The organism is Xanthomonas sp. CFBP 8443 (assembly GCF_025666195.1).
In the GTDB taxonomy this organism is placed as follows: Bacteria; Pseudomonadota; Gammaproteobacteria; order Xanthomonadales; family Xanthomonadaceae; genus Xanthomonas_A.
Genome location: NZ_CP102592.1, coordinates 3,939,495 through 3,957,760, shown reverse-complemented (window position 1 = coordinate 3,957,760; position 18,266 = coordinate 3,939,495). Strand labels below are relative to the sequence as shown.

The 18,266-nt window shown below is 69.5% G+C and carries 18 protein-coding genes; 10 read left to right on the top strand and 8 right to left on the bottom strand.

Annotated features, from left to right (window positions below):
- Positions 1 to 26: 26 nt before the first annotated feature.
- Positions 27 to 917 (bottom strand): LysR family transcriptional regulator, encoded by an 891-nt coding sequence (locus NUG20_RS16535; RefSeq protein ID WP_263395516.1) that lies wholly within the window; start codon positions 915 to 917, stop codon positions 27 to 29.
- Positions 918 to 1,087: 170 nt separating this feature from the next.
- On the opposite strand from NUG20_RS16535, the gene NUG20_RS16530 reads away from it, so the two are divergent.
- The gene (locus tag NUG20_RS16530; protein WP_263395515.1) at positions 1,088 to 2,176 is read left to right on the top strand and encodes an epoxide hydrolase family protein; all 1,089 of its coding nucleotides are present in this window, start codon (positions 1,088 to 1,090) and stop codon (positions 2,174 to 2,176) included.
- Positions 2,177 to 2,434: 258 nt separating this feature from the next.
- Positions 2,435 to 3,343, top strand: a complete 909-nt coding sequence (locus NUG20_RS16525; RefSeq protein WP_263395514.1) for an alpha/beta fold hydrolase — start codon at positions 2,435 to 2,437, stop codon at positions 3,341 to 3,343.
- 152 nt (positions 3,344 to 3,495) lie between these two features.
- Here the strand turns inward: NUG20_RS16525 and NUG20_RS16520 are convergent, their stop codons facing one another.
- On the bottom strand, positions 3,496 to 4,035 hold the full coding sequence (locus NUG20_RS16520; protein WP_263395513.1) for an O-acetyl-ADP-ribose deacetylase: 540 nt from the start codon (positions 4,033 to 4,035) through the stop codon (positions 3,496 to 3,498).
- Between the two features lie 126 nt (positions 4,036 to 4,161).
- On the opposite strand from NUG20_RS16520, the gene NUG20_RS16515 reads away from it, so the two are divergent.
- A complete protein-coding gene (locus NUG20_RS16515; RefSeq protein ID WP_263395512.1) occupies positions 4,162 to 4,647 on the top strand; it encodes a hypothetical protein in 486 nt (161 codons plus the stop codon).
- A gap of 154 nt (positions 4,648 to 4,801) precedes the next feature.
- On the opposite strand, the gene NUG20_RS16510 is transcribed toward NUG20_RS16515, so the two are convergent.
- Positions 4,802 to 5,308: a methyltransferase family protein gene (locus tag NUG20_RS16510; RefSeq protein ID WP_263395511.1), complete on the bottom strand. Its 507-nt coding sequence runs from the start codon at positions 5,306 to 5,308 to the stop codon at positions 4,802 to 4,804.
- Between the two features lie 478 nt (positions 5,309 to 5,786).
- On the opposite strand from NUG20_RS16510, the gene NUG20_RS16505 reads away from it, so the two are divergent.
- Positions 5,787 to 6,893: a nucleoside hydrolase gene (locus NUG20_RS16505; RefSeq protein WP_263395510.1), complete on the top strand. Its 1,107-nt coding sequence runs from the start codon at positions 5,787 to 5,789 to the stop codon at positions 6,891 to 6,893.
- Between the two features lie 367 nt (positions 6,894 to 7,260).
- On the opposite strand, the gene cysK is transcribed toward NUG20_RS16505, so the two are convergent.
- Complete coding sequence (gene cysK, locus NUG20_RS16500) at positions 7,261 to 8,220, bottom strand: cysteine synthase A (RefSeq protein WP_263395509.1); 960 nt, start codon at positions 8,218 to 8,220, stop codon at positions 7,261 to 7,263.
- Positions 8,221 to 8,249: 29 nt separating this feature from the next.
- Positions 8,250 to 9,467, bottom strand: coding sequence for a uroporphyrinogen-III C-methyltransferase (gene cobA, locus NUG20_RS16495; protein ID WP_263395508.1), 1,218 nt, complete (start codon positions 9,465 to 9,467; stop codon positions 8,250 to 8,252).
- A 169-nt stretch (positions 9,468 to 9,636) separates the two neighbouring features.
- Here cobA and NUG20_RS16490 point away from each other — a divergent pair, with 169 nt between their 5' ends.
- From NUG20_RS16490 to NUG20_RS16480, 3 genes are all read left to right on the top strand, one after another.
- Entirely contained in the window at positions 9,637 to 10,620 is a 984-nt protein-coding gene (locus NUG20_RS16490; protein ID WP_179566748.1) for a LysR family transcriptional regulator, read from the top strand.
- 15 nt (positions 10,621 to 10,635) lie between these two features.
- Entirely contained in the window at positions 10,636 to 10,896 is a 261-nt protein-coding gene (locus NUG20_RS16485; RefSeq protein WP_263395507.1) for a hypothetical protein, read from the top strand.
- Between the two features lie 607 nt (positions 10,897 to 11,503).
- Positions 11,504 to 12,091, top strand: a complete 588-nt coding sequence (locus tag NUG20_RS16480) for an LURP-one-related family protein (RefSeq protein ID WP_263395506.1) — start codon at positions 11,504 to 11,506, stop codon at positions 12,089 to 12,091.
- A 164-nt stretch (positions 12,092 to 12,255) separates the two neighbouring features.
- Here the strand turns inward: NUG20_RS16480 and arsH are convergent, their stop codons facing one another.
- From arsH to NUG20_RS16465, 3 genes are read right to left on the bottom strand one after another with little or no spacing between them, the layout of a single operon-like run.
- Complete coding sequence (gene arsH, locus NUG20_RS16475; RefSeq protein WP_263395505.1) at positions 12,256 to 12,990, bottom strand: arsenical resistance protein ArsH; 735 nt, start codon at positions 12,988 to 12,990, stop codon at positions 12,256 to 12,258.
- On the bottom strand, positions 12,965 to 13,390 hold the full coding sequence (gene arsC / locus NUG20_RS16470) for an arsenate reductase (glutaredoxin) (protein ID WP_263395504.1): 426 nt from the start codon (positions 13,388 to 13,390) through the stop codon (positions 12,965 to 12,967). The genes arsH and arsC overlap by 26 nt, the downstream gene beginning before the upstream one ends.
- Positions 13,391 to 13,422: 32 nt before the next feature.
- Positions 13,423 to 13,758: an ArsR/SmtB family transcription factor gene (locus NUG20_RS16465; RefSeq protein WP_263395503.1), complete on the bottom strand. Its 336-nt coding sequence runs from the start codon at positions 13,756 to 13,758 to the stop codon at positions 13,423 to 13,425.
- A gap of 387 nt (positions 13,759 to 14,145) precedes the next feature.
- On the opposite strand from NUG20_RS16465, the gene NUG20_RS16460 reads away from it, so the two are divergent.
- The 3 genes from NUG20_RS16460 (at position 14,146) to NUG20_RS16450 (ending at position 18,122) form a co-directional block, all read left to right on the top strand.
- The gene (locus NUG20_RS16460) at positions 14,146 to 14,493 is read left to right on the top strand and encodes a DUF2946 family protein (protein ID WP_263398514.1); all 348 of its coding nucleotides are present in this window, start codon (positions 14,146 to 14,148) and stop codon (positions 14,491 to 14,493) included.
- 69 nt (positions 14,494 to 14,562) lie between these two features.
- The gene (locus NUG20_RS16455; RefSeq protein WP_263395502.1) at positions 14,563 to 16,623 is read left to right on the top strand and encodes a TonB-dependent receptor; all 2,061 of its coding nucleotides are present in this window, start codon (positions 14,563 to 14,565) and stop codon (positions 16,621 to 16,623) included.
- A complete protein-coding gene (locus NUG20_RS16450; RefSeq protein WP_263395501.1) occupies positions 16,623 to 18,122 on the top strand; it encodes a PepSY-associated TM helix domain-containing protein in 1,500 nt (499 codons plus the stop codon). The genes NUG20_RS16455 and NUG20_RS16450 overlap by 1 nt, the downstream gene beginning before the upstream one ends.
- Positions 18,123 to 18,266 lie beyond the last annotated feature (144 nt).

The window sequence follows — 18,266 nt, the reverse complement described above, 5'->3', positions numbered from 1 at the left end:
CGCCATGCTCTCGGCACGCGTTTGGATCAACGCGTTTTGCCCAGCCGCTGCACGAGGTAGTCGACGAAGCAGCGGACCCGCGCCGGGGTATGCGTGCCGCCGACGAACACCGCATGGACCTCCTCGCCGTCGCCAGGGTTGAACTCCTGCAGGAGCGCGACCAACTGGCCGGCCTGGATCGCGTCCTCTGCCGTCTCGGCACACACCCGCGCGATCCCGAGGCCTTCGATGGCGAGCTGGCGTTGGGTTTCGCCATTGTTGGTTTCCACGCTGCCCTTGATCGGCAACGCGTAGTCGCGCCCGTCCTTGCGGAAGGGCCAGGTCGGGGCGGCGCGCTTGAAGTTGAAGCCGATGCAGTCGTGCGCGTGCAGATCCTCCGGAACGACTGGCGTACCGCGGAGCGCGAGATACCCAGGCGCGGCCACGATCACCTTGTGGGTCTGGCCAAGCGTGCGGGCCGTGAGCAGGCTGTCGGGGAGGGGGCCGAGCCGCACCGCAACGTCCGCCTGGCCGGCGGCGATGTCGACGACGGCATCGGTGGAGATCACCTCGAGCAGGATGCCGGGGTGGCTCTGGATGAAGTCGCGCAGAAGCGGCACCACGAACATCCGGCCGTAGGTGAGCGAGAGGCTCACGCGCAGGCGCCCCTTGGGCGAGCTCTGGTCGGCGATCAACTGTTCGGTTTCGCGCAGGTCCGCCAGGATCCGCCGCGCGGAGGACAGGTAGGTCGCGCCTTCCGGCGTCAGCCTCAGGGCCCGTGTCGTCCGCAGCAACAGGCGGACGCCGAGGCGCGCTTCGATCCGGTCGACGACCCGTGCGATGGACGACGGCGCCAGCTTCAGCCGTCGCCCCGCCGCCGAGAAACTGCCGGCCTCGGCCACCAGGGTAAAGACTTCCAGTTCGCCAGCGATGTCCATTGGGGGGTGGCTTGTGCGAAGAACGCAAAGGTGTTGAGCGCAATTCTAATATAGACATGGGGTGTGCCCGATCTCTATCGTTGCGTCGGCCGAAAGACTCGAGTTCCAGCCGATGAACGCACCGCTCGCCAACCGACGTGGCGGTCAACTCCGAGCGACGCGAGGTAATCATGGTCTCGCCCTATACGATCGACATTCCAGATGCACGGCTCGTCAGCATCAAGGCGAAAGTAGATGCCTACGACTGGAGCCAGCTCGCCGACGCCGGAGGATGGAGCGCAGGCGTGGGGATCGACGACCTCAAGCGGCTCGTCGCCTACTGGCGAGGCAGCTACGATTGGCGGGCGACCGAACGGCGCCTCAACCGGCTCCCCAACTTCACCACCGAGGTCGAGGGCGAGCGCCTGCATTTCGTCCACCTGCGCGGCGACGGATCCAAGCCGCCGCTGCTGCTCCTGCACGGCTGGCCAGGCTCGTATCTTGAATTCGAGCGGCTCCTCGAGCCCCTGGCGGCGGACGGGCACGACGTCGTGGTTCCGTCTCTCCCAGGCTTCGCCTTTTCCACGCCGATCACCGGCGCCATCGGCCCACGCCGGGCCGCCGAGTTCATGCACGCGCTGATGGTCCGGCTGTTCGGCCAGCAGGCGCGCTACATCGTCCAGGGCGGCGACTGGGGCGCGCATATCGCAAGCTGGATGGCCTTCCTGCGACCCGACGCGCTGCTCGGCTTCCACATCAACATGGTGAGCATCTTCGCCAGCGACGCCGCTGCCACGACCGCGCAGGAGAAGGACCTGATCGCCCGCCGCGACGCGATTCTCGATCTGGAGACCGGCTACGCGCACCAGCAGCGCACGCGCCCGCAGACGTTGGGCGTGGCGATGGCCGACAGCCCGGTCGGCGTGGCAGGCTGGATACTCGAGAAGATCGGAAGTGGGCCGATCTTACGACGCGGGCCGATGGCGGCCCGGACATCTGGAGCAAGTTCTCGGAGGAGGAATTGCTCACCACTATCATGCTGTATGTCGCACCCGCGGCCGCCGTCACTTCGACGTGGATCTATCACGGCCAGCGGCTGGAAGGGTCTGACCGCTTTCCCGCCGCAACGCGCATCGCGGTGCCCACCGGCGTGGCGGCCTTTCCCGATCCGGTGTTTCTGCCCACTCCGCGCACCTTCGCCGAGAAGACGTATCCCATCGTGCATTGGAGCCAGATGCGCAGAGGCGGCCACTTCGCCGCCTGGGAGGAGCCGCAGCTGATGCTCGACGACCTGCGCGGCTTCGTCGCCACGGTCCTGGCGCGCTCCTGAGGCTTGGTGCTGCAGTGCCTGCGCTGCTGCGCGGGCTCGGCGGCATCGGCGTGGCGCGCTCCGCTAGGCGCGCAGGTTTCCTCGCCCGCTGCTGCATGCCGCGTTTCCCGCAGATTCCACGACAACACAGACTGAACGTCCGCCAGCAATGCCGAAGCGCTGCTTCGGAGATCGGAAACGAACGTCCCCGCAACAGAGGTGAATCGTCATGAACGAGCAGAGGGCAAATAGCGTCCAGACCGATACCCTGCGAATCGCCTATGTCGAGCACGGTCCCGCCGAGGGGTGGCCGGTGATCCTGTCGCACGGGTTTCCCTACGACATCCACGCCTTCGACGCGGTGGCCGTGGCGCTCGCCGGTGCGGGCGCGCGGGTCGTGGTTCCCTACACGCGCGGGTTCGGCCCGACCCGCTTCGTGTCCGATGCCGTCATGCGCAGTGGCCAGCAAGCCGCGCGCGGCCGCGACATCGTCCAGCTCGCCGACGCGCTGGGCCTGGAGCGCCCGATCCTGGCCGGTTTCGATTGGGGCGGCAATGCATCCTGTGTGGTGGCGGCGCTGTGGCCCGGGCGCATCGGCGGCCTGGTCTGCTACGCCGGCTACGACATCATCGATGTGCAGGCGCAACGGCTTGCGGCCGCGCCATCGCTCGAACGCGTCTGCTGGTATCAGCATCTTTTCCAGACCGAACGCGGGCGCCACTGCCTGGCCGAGCATCGTCGCGATCTGTGCCGCTTGCTATGGGAGGAGTGGTCGCCCGGCTGGCAGTTCGACGATGCGACCTTCGCGCAGACCGCAAGCGCGTTCGACAATCCGGACTTCGTGGACGTGGTGATCCACGCCTACCGCCATGCCTTCGGCCGGGAGGCCGGCGACCCGGCGTTGCAGCCGCTCGAAGACCGCTTGGCGGACCGGCCCGCGATAACCGTTCCTGCGGTGACGCTCGACGGTGCGCGCGATCCGCTCAAGCCGGGAGGGACCGGGAGCCACGCCCGCATGTTCGTCGGGGTGCACGAGCACCGTGTCGTCGACGCCGGGCACAACCTGCCCCAGCAGCGGCCCGACGTGTTCGCCGACGCGGTATTGACCGTCCGTGCGTGGCTCGACCGACGCCATTGACGGGCGAGGATTGCCAGCGCCGCTGTCTCCTGCGAGTGGGTCATCGGAGAGGGCACATACAACCGGCAAGCCTGTCAGGCGGCAGGCTGTCAAGAAAGCGATACGGGAGTAGGGCGATCGCGGCGGCCTGCGCCGGCCGCGCGCAATGCAGCTCAGGCGACCTGCAGCTGGCTCTGCATCAGCGCCTGCTGGTAGGCCTTGTAGGCCGCCTCGTTGTAGGCGACCAGGATCACCCGCTTCGGCACCGCATGCGCGCGCTGCCAGGCCATGGTTTCGGCGACCGCGATGCGCGCGGCCTGGTGCAGCGGATAGCCGTACACGCCGCAGCTGATCGCCGGGAACGCCACCGAATGCAGGCCCATCTGTTCGGCCAGGCGCAGCGAGCGCCAGTAGCAGTTGGCCAGCAGCGCCGGTTCGTCGTGGGCGCCGTCGCGCCACACCGGGCCGACGGTATGCAGCACGTGGCGCGCCTTGAGCCGGTGGCCGGCAGTGGCGCGGACTTCGCCGACCGGGCAACGCACGCCGGGCTTGAGTTCCGGCAGGCGCAGGCATTCCTCCAACAGCTGCGGGCCCGCTGCGCGGTGGATCGCGCCGTCCACGCCGCCGCCGCCGAGCAGGGATTCGTTGGCGGCGTTGACGATGGCGTCCACGTCCAGTTCGGTGATGTCGCCTTGCCAGATTTCGATCTTCATGATGCGATCTTTATGGGATTCCAATGATGGAAACGTGATGAACCTGACGGCCAGGCCAGCCCGGTGCAACGGCGGCTTAACCGGAGAACGGCAAGACTGCAGCGTTTCCATCTCAGCGCCTGCGACATGAACCGGACCCAGCCATCACCCGCCATCGCCGAGGCCCTGGCGCGCGGCGAGATCATCAAGGCAATCAAGCTGTTGCGTGACCAGAGCGGCATGGATCTGCGCAGCGCCAAGCAACAGGTGGACGCGTGGCTGCAGGCGGGGGCGGCGCAGACGGTCGCGGAGATGCTGCACCGGCAGGCCGGCAGCGAACCGCCGCAGGCCGCCGCGTCGGCGGAAGCGCAGAGCGGGGGGCTGCCGCCCGCCGCGCTGCAGGCGCTGGGCCAGGGCCAGTTTCTGCAGGCGATCAAGCTGACCCGCGAGCAGCATCCGGGCATGGGCCTGCGCGAGGCCAAGGAGTTGGTCGAACGTTACCGCGACCGCAACGCGCCGCGCGCAGGAACGCCGCCGACCGTGGCCACCGGCGATCGCCCCGGCGCGTGGCTGTGGGGCACGCTCATCCTGCTGCTGGCCGTCGCTGCGACATTTTGGTGGTTGAGCAGCTAGTGTGGGAGCGACTTCAGTCGCGACGCGCTTTACTGGCGAGGCTTGTTGCGACTGAAGTCGCTGCTGCAAGAATGTCGAGCCGGTGACGATGACTCGGTTGGATGCGGGTGCGGTGCCCATCTATCGCGACGCATCTCATTCTGCGCGGAGCGGCCTACAGCCAGCGCTTCACCTGCGCGCAATAACGGTCGTAGGCATCACCGAAGCGCTGGCGCAAGCGCGCCTCCTCGAACGGGATCACCACCCGCTGCAGCGCCAGCAGCGGCAATGGCAGCAGCAACAGCGCCCACGGCCAGCCGATCTGCACGCACAGGCCGACATAGCTCAGCACCAGGCTTACGTACATCGGGTTGCGGGTGTAGCGGTACGGACCGCGCAGTACCAGGCGCGACGGCGCGCCTTCGGGCAGGATCGTGGTACGGCGCTGCGCGAACAGCACGAAGCAGGCCAGCGCCAACAGCAATCCGGCGCCGGCGACGATGCCGCCGGCGATCTGTATCCATGCCAGCGTGCGGCCCTGCGGCAGTGGCAGGGCGAGCATCCGCTGCAGCAGGGCGCCTAGCAGCAGCGCGACCAGGAAATGCGCTGGCGAGGTCGAACGCACCAGCAACGGCACACGCGCGGACCGGCTGTCGTCCCGCCCTGAAACTCGATTGCTCAACGCTCCCTCCCCGGTTGCCAGGCTCCCTGCGCGGCTACTCTACCGTGCCGGTCGGTGCCATGTCCCATGCCGGCTGGGCATGCCATGCGAAACCGCAGCTGCCATGCCAGCGTGTGCGGCCACGTCGATCAGTGCCGTGCACACCAACATTCGCAGGCAAGTGGCGTTGCATGGCGGGGACGCGGCATCGCCTGCGCGTGTCGAGGCGGGTGCATGCGAAACAGGCGAACGGTTGTCCAACTGCGGCCGCATCGGGAAGAAGGATGCGTCACGCCACGCGTGCTGCGGGGCGCACAGCGGAGTGCTCAATAAGTTCGCGATGCCGTGCTGCATCGAAAGGCGCGCATGCACCCAGTGCATCGCATCCAGTGTCACCAGGCAATGCCTCGGAAATGCATCGACGGACAAGTTCCGTCATGCCAGAGACGGCAAAAGCTACACTGCCGCGCGACACTCCCTCACTCGCCAGTTCCAATCCATGCCCCTACCGCAAGCGTCCGCCGACACCGCCTCCGTTCCGCGCCGTCGCGTCATCCTCGAAGACGACATCGACGGCTTCACGCCCGCGCAGTTGCTGTTGCTGCAATCGCCCGACGTCGAGGTGCTCGGCATCTCGGTGGTCAGCGGCAACATCTGGCGCGACGCGGCGCTGGCGCATACGCGCCGGCTGCTTGAAATCGCCGGCCGCGGCGAGGTGCCTGTGGTGCCGGGTCCTGTGCATCCGTTGCTCAACAGCGAACTGGCTACCGAGCGCTGGGAGGCGCTGTACGGCAAGCTGCTGTGGAAGGGCGCGTGGACCAAACAATGGATCGAGCACGACACGGTGCAGAGTTCGCCGCGCTACCACGCGCACGACGTGGTGCCCGACCTGGCGCTGGGCAATCCGTCGGTGGTGCAGATTGCGGACGAGCCGGCGGCGTTGTTCATGATCCGCAAGGTGCGCGAGTTTCCCGGCGAGGTCAGCATCGTCGCCACCGGCCCGCTGACCAACCTGGCGCTGGCGCAGCGGCTGGATCCGCAGTTCGCGTCGCTGGCCAAGGAACTGGTGTACATGGGCGGCAGCCTCAATCCGCGGCAGCGGCGCGACAGCGTGTCGGCGCGGCAGTTCGCGCGCGAGTTCGTCAATTCGCCGCGGCGCGAATTCAACATCCGCTGGGATCCGGAAGCGGCGAGCATCGTGATGCGGTCGCCGTGGCGGCGGATGCTGATGGTGCCGGTGGACCCGTCCACCGCGACCGAACTGAGCCCGCAACTGCTGGCGCGGATGAGCGCCGCCGACACGCCGATCGGCCACGCGCTGCGCCGGCGCGAACCGGGCTTTCCGCTGTGGGACGAACTGGCCACGGCGCTGTGGTTGCGCCCGGAGTTGGCTACCGCGACCGAGACGCTGTACGTGGACACCAATACCGAGTTCGGTGCCGGCTACGGCGACATCCTGTCGTGGGCGCCGGGCTACCAGCCGGGGCTGGGCGAACAGGCGCAGACGGTGGTGCGCGAGGTCGACGTGGAGGCGATCGAGCGATTGCTGGTGGAGCGGCTGACCGCCCCGCAGCCGCCGGCGCTGGGCGTGCCGTTGCCGGGCTAGCGTCTTGTTTCGGATGTCGCGAAGCGTCGGGACTGACGTCCCTCCCACAGTGCACTCAGCTTGGTGCGGGGATCAGGACGGCACGCGCGACGAACGCAGTGCTGAGCTTTGTCCGGCCTCGGATGGTTTTGGGACTGATGCACGCGGCCGCGGAGTTCTTCGAGGTTGCCTCACATTCGCCGCAGCGGCACCGCTCCCCTGTAGGAGCGACTTCAGTCGCGACGAGCGGAGAGGCACGCTTTCCGGCGTCGGGACGCATCAGAGTCGAAGCGCTTCCCGCGATGCGCTGCGTTACTTCGCAGCGCATCGGGGCCATGCGCGGGCGCGGGCGACGCGCCGCCGCGCGTCGATGCGCTCCCGCTCCCCGTCACGGCAGACCGGCCAGCCAGTCGTCGTCGGAGCCTTCGTTGATGTCGGCGAACAGCGGCGTGGAGAAGTAGCGCTCGCCGGTGTCGGGCAGCATCGCCAGGATCACCGAGCCGGGCGCGGCGGTCTCGGCCACGCGCAGCGCGGTGGCCACGGTGGCGCCGCCGGAGATGCCGGTGAAGATGCCTTCCTCGGCGGCGAGGCGGCGCGAGACGGCGATGGCGTCGCTGTCCTCCACGCTCAGTACCTCGTCGTAGACCTCGCGGTTGAGCACTTCCGGCACGAAGTCCGGGGTCCAGCCCTGGATCTTGTGCGGCTTCCACTCCTGCCCCTGCAGCAGCGCGGCGCCGGCCGGCTCGGTGGCGGTGATGCGCACGTCCGGGCGGGCCACGCGCAGCACTTCGCCGACGCCGGTGAGGGTGCCGCCGGTGCCCCAGCCGCTGACGAAATGGTCCAGCCGGCGGCCGGCGAAATCGCGCAGGATCTCCGCGGCGGTGGTGCTGCGGTGATACGCCGGATTGGCCGGATTGGCGAACTGCCGGGCCAGGAACCAGCCGTGCTGCTGGGCCAGTTCCTCGGCCTTGCGCACCATGCCGCTGCCGCGCTCGGCGGCCGGGGTCAGGATCACCTTGGCGCCGTAGGCGCGCATCAGCTTGCGGCGCTCGATCGAGAAGGTCTCCACCATCGTCGCCACGAACTTGTAGCCGCGCGCGGCGGCGACCATCGCCAGGGCCACGCCGGTGTTGCCGGAGGTGGCTTCGACGATGGTGTCGCCGGGCTTGAGCAGGCCCTTGGCCTCGGCATCGAGCACGATCGCCAGCGCCAGGCGGTCCTTGACCGAGCCGCCCGGATTGAACGCCTCGACCTTGACGTACAGGCTCACGTGATCGGGCGGCAGGCGGTGCAGCTTGACGATCGGGGTGTGGCCGATGGTGTCGAGGATGTTGTCGTAGATGGCCATGCGCAGGGTCTCCGGAAAAGGGATGCGGGTCAGGCGGCGTGGGCCAGGGTAGGCACGGCCGGCTTCGGGAAAGGTGAGGGCGGTGGCGCCAGCGGCGCGCCGCCGAACCAGTGCAGCGTGGTCGCCAGCGCGGCCACCTCGCCCAGGATCAGCAGCGCCGGCGACCGCACCTGGTGCGCGCGGGCGGTGTCGGGCAGGTCGGCGAGGGTGCCGACCACCACCCGCTGCTCCGGGCGCGAGCCGTTTTCCACCAATGCGAACGGGGTGTCGGCGGCGCGGCCGGCGCGCAGCAGGCGCTCGCGCACCGTGTCTAGCCCGGCCACGCCCATGTACACCGCCAGGGTCTGCCGCTCCTGCGCCAATGCGGCCCAGTCCAGCGTGTCGAACGAGTCCTTGCAGTGCGCGGTGGCCAGGCGCAGCGACTGCGCGTGCTCGCGGTGGGTCAGCGGGATGCCGGCATAGGCCGCGCAGGCCAGCGCGGCGGTGATGCCCGGCACCACCGCGTAGGGCACGCCGTGCGCGCGCAGGCATTCCAGTTCCTCGCCGCCGCGGCCGAACACGAACGGGTCGCCGCCCTTCAGCCGCACCACGCGGCGGCCGCGTCGCGCATGCTCCAGCATCAATGCGTGGATCTGCTCCTGGCGCACGCTGTGGCCGCTGGCCGACTTGCCGACTTCGATCCGCTCGGCCGTGCCCGGCAGCAGATCCAGGATCGCGGCGCTGACCAGGCGATCGTGCAGGACCACGTCGGCGCTGCGCAGTGCGTGCAGCGCGTTGAGGGTCAGCAGGCCGGGATCGCCGGGGCCGGCGCCGACCAGGGTCACCATGCCGGGACGGATCGCTTGCGCCTGCGGCGTCGCGGCGTCCACGCTGAGGCTGCCGTCGGCGGCGTCTGCCGACGGCGTGGCCACGGCCGCATCGGCCGCACCAGGCACGGCCTGTGCCAGCACCCGCTGCGCGGCGGCGATCTGCAGCGCCTGCCGGTTCACCGCGGGGTCGTCGCTGGCGGCGATCAGGTACCACACCGCGTCCAGCCAGGCGCCATCGAAGCGGCCGCGCAGCCACTGGATGCGTCCGGCCTCGGCCAAGGCCTGCAGGGCCGGGGTCAGCGTTGGCGCACCCAGTCGCGGCACCGCGCCGGCGGCGAGTAGCGCCTGCACCTGGCGCTCGGCGGCAGCACCGCCGCCGACCACCAGCACGGGCCGCTCGCGCAGGTCCGGATACAACGCAATCGGGGCAGGGCTCACGGCGGTCGCAACGCAGGAAAGAGGGAGGAGGCGTGACCGTAGCGCCGGCTTATAGCCCCAGGAAATGACTTCATGCCTCTACCAGATAGCTTTCGGTTATAAGGTGGCAGGACCATTTCCACTACAGTCGTGGCTGCTCCCGCCAGGCGGCGCCTCGCCCACGCTTTCGATGACGCTGACCCAACTCCGCTACCTCGTCGCCATCGCCGATGCCGATCTCAACATCACCCTGGCGGCGGCGCGCGTGCATGCGACCCAGCCGGGGCTGTCCAAGCAGCTCAAGCAGTTGGAGGACGAACTCGGCTTCCTGCTGTTCGTGCGCAAGGGCCGCAGCCTGGAGACGGTGACGCCGGCCGGCCGCGAAGTGATCGAGCGCGCCCGCGCGGTGCTGGCCGAGGCCAACAACATCCGCACCTACGCCGCCAACCAGCGCCGCGAGAGCCAGGGCCAGCTGACCCTGACCACCACCCACACCCAGGCGCGCTTCGTGCTGCCGCCGGCGGTGGCGCAGATCAAGCAGGCCTACCCGCAGGTCAGCGTGCACCTGCAGCAGGCGGCCGAGAGCGCGGCGCTGGACCTGCTCAGCCAGGGCGATGCCGACATCGCCATCGTCAGCACTGCCGGCAGCGAGCCGGGCGCCGGCATCGCGGTGCCGCTGTACCGCTGGCGGCGGCTGGTGCTGGTGCCGCGCGGGCACGCGCTGGACGTGCCCAAGCGGGTGCCGGACATGGCCGCGCTGGCGGTGCAGCCGCTGATCAGCTACGAATCCTCGACCCGTTCCGGCTCCTCGCTGCAGCGCGCCTTTGCCCGGCTCGGCCTGGAGCCGAGCATCGCCCTGACCGCGCTCGACGCCGACCTGATCAAGACCTACGTGCGCGCCGGTCTCGGCGTCGGCCTGCTCGCGGAGATGGCGGTGCATGCCGGCGATACCGACCTGCGCGCGTGGCCGGCGCCGCCGGAAATCCCCGAATGCATCGCCTGGGCGGTGCTGCCGCGCGACCGCGTGCTGCGCGACTACGCGCTGGAACTGGTGCACGTGCTGGCGCCGCAGATCGACACCCGCGACCTGCGCCGGGTCATGGAAGGCAACCAGGAACCGGATTGGCCGACGCCGCCGACCTGGGAAGAGTTGACCCAGACCATCACCAGCTGAGTCCGGCGCGCATCCGTGCTGGTCGGCGGCGGCGCGATGCTGCGCGCGCCTGTTGCGCATGGCGCACCCACTGCGCAGTGGTCGTTGCGCGGCCTCGGCGCAACGACTGGATGCCGTGTCAGGACGCTGGCGACGCGCCTGTCGCAGTTGCCTGAGCTGGAGGCTAGCTACTCCGGACTGGAACTGCAGGTGCGGTTGGCCGCGTTCCGCCAGCAGGCTTTTCAGGCACTGGCGCAGAAATGCGCAACGGCCCCGAACGCCGCGCCGTCGCGCTGACGCCGCGCCACGGCCGTTGCGCGAAGGGTCGCCGCGGGCAGAGCCGGGCGCATCGCTGACGCGCCATGCATCTCGCGGTGGTACGGCCCCCGGGCCCGGCCGGCCCAGGCGCCTAGCCATCGGCGCCGACGCGCCAGCGCGGCGGTTCGCGCGTTGCCGCGGTCCGGGCCGCCGCCTATGATGCGTGCCGGCGTGTTCGCCACGGCCGACGGCAGCCGCGACGGGCCGCGATCAAGGACGAGCGGCGCGGCCCCGGCATGGCCAGGCGCGCGTCCGATGCCGATCATCAGGGGGAAGGATGGCAGCTTGTGCATGTTGTGACGCGACCGTGCTGTTCGGCGGTACGCGCGTCGGCGATCGCCGGGATTGCAACGCGAGTTGCGCGTCGCGTGGCCCATCGCAATCGGTAGTGCTGCAGGTGCCGCTGCAGGCCGCGCACGCGCAGGCGCTGCAGATCTTCCGCCGGCGTTGCCCGCAGTCCGGTGCGACGCGCCAGCCGCCGCCGTTGCCTGCCGCGAACGCCTGATCTCACACCCCCTTATCGCCTATCGCCGCATTCCGTCGGCTCCGACGCGCTGCGTTCTTTTTTCTCAACCCAAGGAAGTCCATGCATCCCGTCCTCCAGCAGAACCTGTTCTTCGTCAAGGAACAGGTCGGCATGTTCAAGGCCGCCAACAACTACGACGTGTTCGACCCGCAGAGCAACCAGAAGGTGCTCGAATGCCGCGAGCCGAACCTGGGCATCTTCACCAAGATCTTCCGTTTCACCGACTACAAGCGGATGACCCCGTTCCACGTGGAAGTGCGCACCCCGGACGGGCACAAGGTGCTGACGGTCAAGCGCGGTTTCTCGCTGTTCCTGTCCAAGGTCGAGGTGCTGGACGAGCACGATCGCCTGGTCGGTTCCTTCAGCCAGAAGTTCTTCTCCATCGGCGGCAAGTTCGACGTGCTCGACGCGCGCGAGAAGCTGGTGTGCACGCTGCGCGGCAAGTGGACCAGCTGGGACTTCCGCTTCGTGCAGGGCGAGCGGGAACTGGCGCGCGTGTCCAAGAAGTGGGCCGGGCTGGGCAAGGAGCTGTTCACCTCGGCCGACAACTACATGCTGGCGATCGAGAACGCGGTGCCGGCCGAGGATGACGTGCGCGTCCTGATCATGGCCGCGGTGCTGTGCATCGACATGGTGCTGAAGGAATAAGCGCCGGTCGCCGCGCGTGCGCTGTCGGTGCGCGCGGCGACTTCGCCCAGGCTGCTCGCCGTGCCGCCAGCGGCATCGGGCTGGGCGTCAGCGTTGCAGACACTGTCTCGGCGGTGCGGCACACGCCGAGACGCGCTTGAATCGCTACCGCGCGCCACCGTGCCTCAGGCCGGCGCAGCGCCGGACGCTGCCGCCAGCGTTTCGGGCGTGGGCAAACGCTCGCTGTAGCGGTCGACCAGGTGCGGGGCCAGGTCGCGGGTGAGCAGGGTGAACTTGACCAGCTCCTCCATCACGTCGACCACGCGGTCGTAGTACGCCGACGGCCGCATCCGTCCGGGCGTGTCGAATTCCTGCCAGGCCTTGGCCACCGACGATTGGTTGGGGATGGTCAGCATGCGCATCCAGCGGCCGAGCACGCGCATCTGGTTGAGCGCGTTGAACGACTGCGAGCCGCCGGAGACCTGCATCAGCGCCAGGGTCTTGCCCTGGGTGGGGCGGCGTGCGCCCTGGCTGAGTGGAATCCAGTCGATCTGCGCCTTGAGCACGCCGCTCATTGCGCCGTGCCGTTCCGGCGAAGACCACACCATGCCTTCGCTCCACAGCGTCAGTTCGCGCAGTTCCTGCACCTTGGCGTCGCTGTCGGGCGCGGCGTCGGGCAGCGGCAGCCCGGCCGGGTCGAACAGCCGGGTTTCCGCGCCCATCGCCTGCAGCAGCCGCGCCGCTTCCAGCGCCAGCAACTTGCTGTAGGAACGCTCGCGCAGCGAGCCGTACAACAGCAGGATGCGCGGCGGGTGCGCGGCGCGCGCGGCTGTCGGCGCCGACGGATCCGGGCGCACGAAGGCGGCCGGGTCCAGGTTCGGCAGGTCGGACAGGTCAACCGACACGATGGCCGTCCGCATCGATCAGCGCTGCGCCGTCTTCCTTGGCGAAGGCGCCGCGCTGCGGCGACGGCAGGATCTCCAGCACCATCTCCGATGGCCGGCACAGGCGCGTGCCCAGCGGCGTGACCACGATCGGCCGGTTGATCAGGATCGGATGCTGCAGCATCGCGTCCAGCAGCGCGTCGTCGCTCAGCGCCGGGTCGTCCAGGCCCAGCTCGGCGTAGGGCGTGCCCTTCTGCCGGATCGCCTCGCGCAGCGGAATGCCCATCGCCGCGATCAGCGCCTGCAGGGTGGCGCGGTCGGGCGGGGTCTTCAGGTATTCGACCACGGTCGGTTCCGCGCCGCTGTTGCGGATCAGTCCCAGGACGTTGCGCGAGGTGCCGCAGGCGGGGTTGTGGTAGATCGTGATCGGGTTCATCGGGACTCGGGACGGTAAGGGGAAATGGGGCGTTACGGCCTGTGCGCCGCGGCGGGTACGGCAGCATCGGGGAGGCTGCATTCGCCGTTGCCGCAGCAGTTCTCGGTCAGGAACCCGATCAGCGCGTACATGCGCGCATAGTCGGCGCGCAGCCGGATCACCCGGCCCTGGCGTTCGTCGCCGATCAGGCCGGCGCCGCGCAGCACATGCAGATGCGCGGTCAGCGTGGCCGGCGCCAGCCCCAACGCGGCGCGCAGTTCGCCCACCGCCATCCCGTCCGGGCCGGCCTGGACCAATGCGCGGTAGGCGGCCAGGCGGTGCGCGTGGGCCAGGGCGCGCAAGGCGGAAACGGTGCTGTCAGTGTCCATCGTTTCGATATTTCCAGAAATTACGAAATGAGGCAAGGTGTACGGCCGGTAGAGTGCGCCACGGATGCCGAGCCGGCGTGATGTCCGCGAGCCGCAACAAGCGGCACATCCTCGCTCTGCGCCAACCATGATCCGGTCGAGCAGCCGACACGGCGCGTCACCGCAGGTCGTCTGCCTGCTCGCCTCCGCGGCTGGGCCTGCTTCCATGCTGGACGTCGCAATGCAGCCGCCACTGCGCTGCGAACGTTGCCCGGCCTCCCGCGAACATGCGCTGCGCGCTTTCGTCGCGTTGGCATCGTGCGAGTGGCCGACTAGACTGCCGCGGTGATCCGTCGCCGCCAGCCGCTATCGTTCTGGGCACTGCTCGCCACGCTGGCGATCGTGCTGATGCTGACCGCGCCGCTGTTGAGCCGCTGGCAGCAGGCACGGTCCGGCGCCTGGGTCGACACGGGCGCCGGGGCGCTGTGCAGCAGCCGCGGATCGCAAGCGTTGCCCTCGCTGCCGATCGCAATGGTGGCGTCGCACGCAGGCGTGCACGACGACGGCGGCATGTCGCACGAGCAGGCCTGCGACTACTGCCTGCTCGCGGCGCGGCTGCTGCCGTGGGTGGCGTTGCTGCTGGTGCTGCTGCCCTGGCTGCGGCTGCGCCTGCCGGCCGCGTCGCGCAGCATACGGATCGTGAAGGCCGCGCCCTGGCGCGCTCACGCCGCGCGCGGACCGCCTCTGTTCTCCTGAACCACGAGTTGGCTGTTCTTTCGTGCCGCGGCATCGCCGCGGTACGTCTTCGTGCTGATGGAGCCATCGATGATCCGTTTCTTTTCCCTGCCGCGGATGGCGGCGTACAGCTGCGTGTGTCTGGCGGCCAGCGCGACCGCGCCGACACGCGCGGCCGATAGCGGCGTGCAACTTCCCCCCGGCGATTCCGCGCTGACCCTGGGCAAGGTCCAGGTCACCGCCCAGCCCCTGTCCGCGCCGGCCGCGCGCAGCGTCCTGAGTTCGGTGGACATCCTCGGCGGCGACCTGCTGCAGGACCAGCACGTGGACTACAGCTGGGAGCTGCTGATGCGTGCGCCCGGCGTGCAGGTCACCCAGTTCAAGATGGGCACCGATGCCGGCCGCTTCTCGTTCCGCGGCTTCAACGGCGAAGGCCGGGTCAACGCGGTCAAGCTGCTGATCGACGGCGTGCCCAGCAACGACAACGCCGGCGGCATGCCGTACCTGGACGCGGTGTTTCCGCTGGATATCGCCGCGATCGAGATCGTGCGCGGCACCAACGATCCGCGCTACGGATTGAACGCCATCGCCGGCAGCGTCGATGTGCTGACCCGCAGCGGCGGCAACGACGGCCGCGCCAGCGTCACCGCCGGCAGCTTCGGCACGCGCGAGGTGCAGGCCAGCCAGGGCATCGAACGCGGCGGCTGGAGCCAGAACTATTTCGCGGCCTGGCGCGACAGCGACGGCTACCGCGCGCATGCCGACGCACGCAAGCGCGCCTTCGCCGGCAAGTGGTTCTACACCGCGCCGGACGCCGCCTGGCGCGCCGGGCTCAGTGCGCGCTACTACCGCAACCAAGCGCTGGAAGCGGGCTATCTGGACGACGCCAGCGCGCAACGCGCGCCGCGCAGTTCGCCGGACTATGCGCGCGACGACCGCAGCGAACGCCAGACCGGGCAGGTGAGCCTGCATCTGGATGCGCAGCTGGCGGACGCCGTGCAAGGCAGCGCCAAGCTGTACTGGAATCGCTACCAGAACCAGCGCTGGGTGCGCTTCACCGCCGCCGGCGCGCAGCAGGAGCGCGATACCGACGAAACCCAGCGCGGTTTCCTGGCCAAGGCGACCTGGCGCCCCGAGGTGGACTGGGCGACGGCGTTCGCGCTGGAAGGCGGCATCGACGGGCAATGGCAGGACAACACCTCGCAACGCTATCGCACCGTGGCGCGGGCACGCACCGCGCCGCTGCGCGACTGGGATTTCGATCTGGACACGCGCGGCGCCTATGTGCAGGCGGTGATCCGCCCATTCGAGCGCTTGCAGCTGGTGCCGGCCTATCGCGTGGATCGGATCGACGGCAGTTTCCGCGATCGGCTCGGCGGCGTGCGCTACCCGGCCTACGCCTACGGCACGATCAAGCAGCCCAAGCTCAGTGCGGTGTTTACGCTGACCGCACAGACCAGCGTCTATGCCAACATCGGCCGCACGTTCCAGATCGGCAGCGGCAACGGTGCCTACCGCAGCCAGACGGGCAACCTGGCGCCGTCGTACAACGACGGCTGGGAGGCCGGACTGAAGTTCGCCGACGCCAGGCGGCTGGATGCGCGCATCGCGTACTGGGAGCAGCGCGCTTCCGACGAGGTGGCGACGATTCTCGGCGTCGATGGCATGGTCGGCAGCGGCGAGGTCGGCAACGTCGGCAAGACCTTGCGCCGCGGCTGGGATGCGCAGTTGAACCTGCGCGCGGACGAACGCTGGACGCTGTGGCTGGCGTACTCGCGGCAGCGCGCGCGCATCGTCACGCCCGATCCGAGCGCGCCGGCCACGCGCGGCAAGGAGATCGAGAACGTGCCGCGCTCTCTGGCCAGTGCCGGCGTCGACTGGCAGGCCACGCCGCGGCTGAAGCTGTCGGCGTGGGGCAACGCGCAGGGCGACTACTACGTGGAGCGCAGCAACACGCTCGGCCGCTACGGCGGCTACGCGCTGGCCAATATTGGCGCGACCTGGGCGTGGCGCGTGCAACGCGAGTTGTCGCTGCAGTTGAAGAACCTGACCGATCGCCACTACGTCTATGCCTGGTACGACAGCGGTTCGTCCGGCTATTCGCCGGGCGACGGCCGCGCGCTGTACGCCAGCCTCGGCTGGGGGTGGTGATGGCCACGCCGATGGCCGCGCCCAACCCGACCGCGGCGGCGCCGGCGCGTTTCTACCGCGCGGTGTGGCGCTGGCATTTCTACGCCGGCCTGCTGGTGCTGCCGCTGCTGGCCTGGCTGGCGCTGACCGGCGCCGCCTTCGTCTACCAGCAGCCGATCGACGGCTACTTCCATCGTGCGCTGAAGACGGTGCAGGTGCCGGCGCAGGCCCGGGCCGTCGCGCCGCAGCGGCTGCTCGATGCGGCGCTGGCGGCGCAGCCGGGACAGGCGTTGCGCTACACCACGCCGCTGCGCCGCGACGCGTCGGCGGAGGTCACCGTGGGTACGGCCGATGGCCGCCGGCTGGTGGTGTACGTGGATCCGTACCGCGCGCGCGTGCTGGGCAGCCTGCCCGAGCACGGCACGGTGGCATGGACGATCCGGCGCCTGCACAGCCTCGCCCTGGTCGGACCGTGGGCCAGCGCGCTGATCGAAGTGGCGGCCGGCTGGGCGATCCTGCTGGTGCTGACCGGCGTGTACCTGTGGTGGCCGCGCGGCCGCCGCGGCGGCGTCACGACGGTGCGCGGACGGCCGCCGCAGCGCGTGTTCTGGCGCGATACGCATGCGCTGACCGGCAGCGTGGTCGGAGCGATGCTGCTGTTCCTGGCGCTGACCGGCATGCCGTGGTCGTGGTTCTGGGGCGCGCAGGTCAACCGCCTTGCCAATGGCCATCACTATGGCTATCCGGCCGGCCTGCGCGTGGACCTGCCGATGTCCACGCAGCGCCTGAGCGATGCAGAGGTGCCGGCCTGGTCGCTGCGCCAGGCGCGCTTGCCGCAGTCGCAGCTGCCGCAGGCCGCGTCGATGCCGATGCCCGCGACGGCGGATGCGCGTTCTGCATCAAACATAGGGGACAACGGCAACGGTTCGCATGCAGAGCATGCAGAGAACGCAGAGCATGCCGCGCATGGCGCTATGGCGATGGATGCGATGGATGCGATGGCGCTGCAGCCCGGTGCGATCGGCCTGGACGCGGCGGTGGCGCAGTTCCAGGCACGCGGCATCGCCGCCGGCTACGGCGTGGCGCTGCCGCGCGGTGCGCGCGGCGTGTACACCGCGTCGGTGTATCCGCCGGAGTTGGCGCAGCAACGGGTGATTCACCTCGATCAGTACAGCGGCAAGGTGCTGCTGGACATGCGCTACGCCGACTACGGGCCGCTGGCCAAGGCGTTGGAATGGGGTATCAACGTGCACCTGGGGCAGCAGTACGGCACGTTCAATCAGCTACTGCTGATCGTCTCGTGCATTGGCATCCTGCTGTTGTGCGGCAGCGCCGCACTGATGTGGTGGAAGCGGCGGCCGGCCGGCGGGTTGGGCGTGCCGCCGCTGCCGGCGGACCAGCGCACCCTGCGCGGCGTGCTCGCGCTGCTGGCGATCGGCGGCGTGCTGTTCCCGCTGGTGGGGGTGTCGTTGGTGCTGATGCTGGCACTGGATTGGTTGCTGGTGCTGCGGCGGGAGTGAGGTGGTGCTGTTTGGACGCACGGATACGGTCAGCTCACTGGTGGCGCTGTGGAAGACATCGGTCTCAATGACATCCGAGTCCGGGAGGTTCCTCGTTCCGCTCGTCGCGACTGAAGTCGCTCCCACAGGGACTCGCGGTCAGCT

Coding starts and splice junctions, on each gene's coding strand:
- arsH (WP_263395505.1), bottom strand. CDS start 12,990: ATGCGGACGGCCATCGTGTCGGTTGACCTGTCCGACCTGCCGAACCTG.
- NUG20_RS16490 (WP_179566748.1), top strand. CDS start 9,637: ATGACGCTGACCCAACTCCGCTACCTCGTCGCCATCGCCGATGCCGAT.
- NUG20_RS16455 (WP_263395502.1), top strand. CDS start 14,563: ATGATCCGTTTCTTTTCCCTGCCGCGGATGGCGGCGTACAGCTGCGTG.
- NUG20_RS16460 (WP_263398514.1), top strand. CDS start 14,146: ATGCTGACCGCGCCGCTGTTGAGCCGCTGGCAGCAGGCACGGTCCGGC.
- NUG20_RS16535 (WP_263395516.1), bottom strand. CDS start 917: ATGGACATCGCTGGCGAACTGGAAGTCTTTACCCTGGTGGCCGAGGCC.
- NUG20_RS16465 (WP_263395503.1), bottom strand. CDS start 13,758: ATGGACACTGACAGCACCGTTTCCGCCTTGCGCGCCCTGGCCCACGCG.
- NUG20_RS16515 (WP_263395512.1), top strand. CDS start 4,162: ATGAACCGGACCCAGCCATCACCCGCCATCGCCGAGGCCCTGGCGCGC.
- NUG20_RS16520 (WP_263395513.1), bottom strand. CDS start 4,035: ATGAAGATCGAAATCTGGCAAGGCGACATCACCGAACTGGACGTGGAC.
- NUG20_RS16505 (WP_263395510.1), top strand. CDS start 5,787: ATGCCCCTACCGCAAGCGTCCGCCGACACCGCCTCCGTTCCGCGCCGT.
- NUG20_RS16450 (WP_263395501.1), top strand. CDS start 16,623: ATGGCCACGCCGATGGCCGCGCCCAACCCGACCGCGGCGGCGCCGGCG.
- arsC (WP_263395504.1), bottom strand. CDS start 13,390: ATGAACCCGATCACGATCTACCACAACCCCGCCTGCGGCACCTCGCGC.
- NUG20_RS16525 (WP_263395514.1), top strand. CDS start 2,435: ATGAACGAGCAGAGGGCAAATAGCGTCCAGACCGATACCCTGCGAATC.
- cysK (WP_263395509.1), bottom strand. CDS start 8,220: ATGGCCATCTACGACAACATCCTCGACACCATCGGCCACACCCCGATC.
- NUG20_RS16480 (WP_263395506.1), top strand. CDS start 11,504: ATGCATCCCGTCCTCCAGCAGAACCTGTTCTTCGTCAAGGAACAGGTC.
- NUG20_RS16530 (WP_263395515.1), top strand. CDS start 1,088: ATGGTCTCGCCCTATACGATCGACATTCCAGATGCACGGCTCGTCAGC.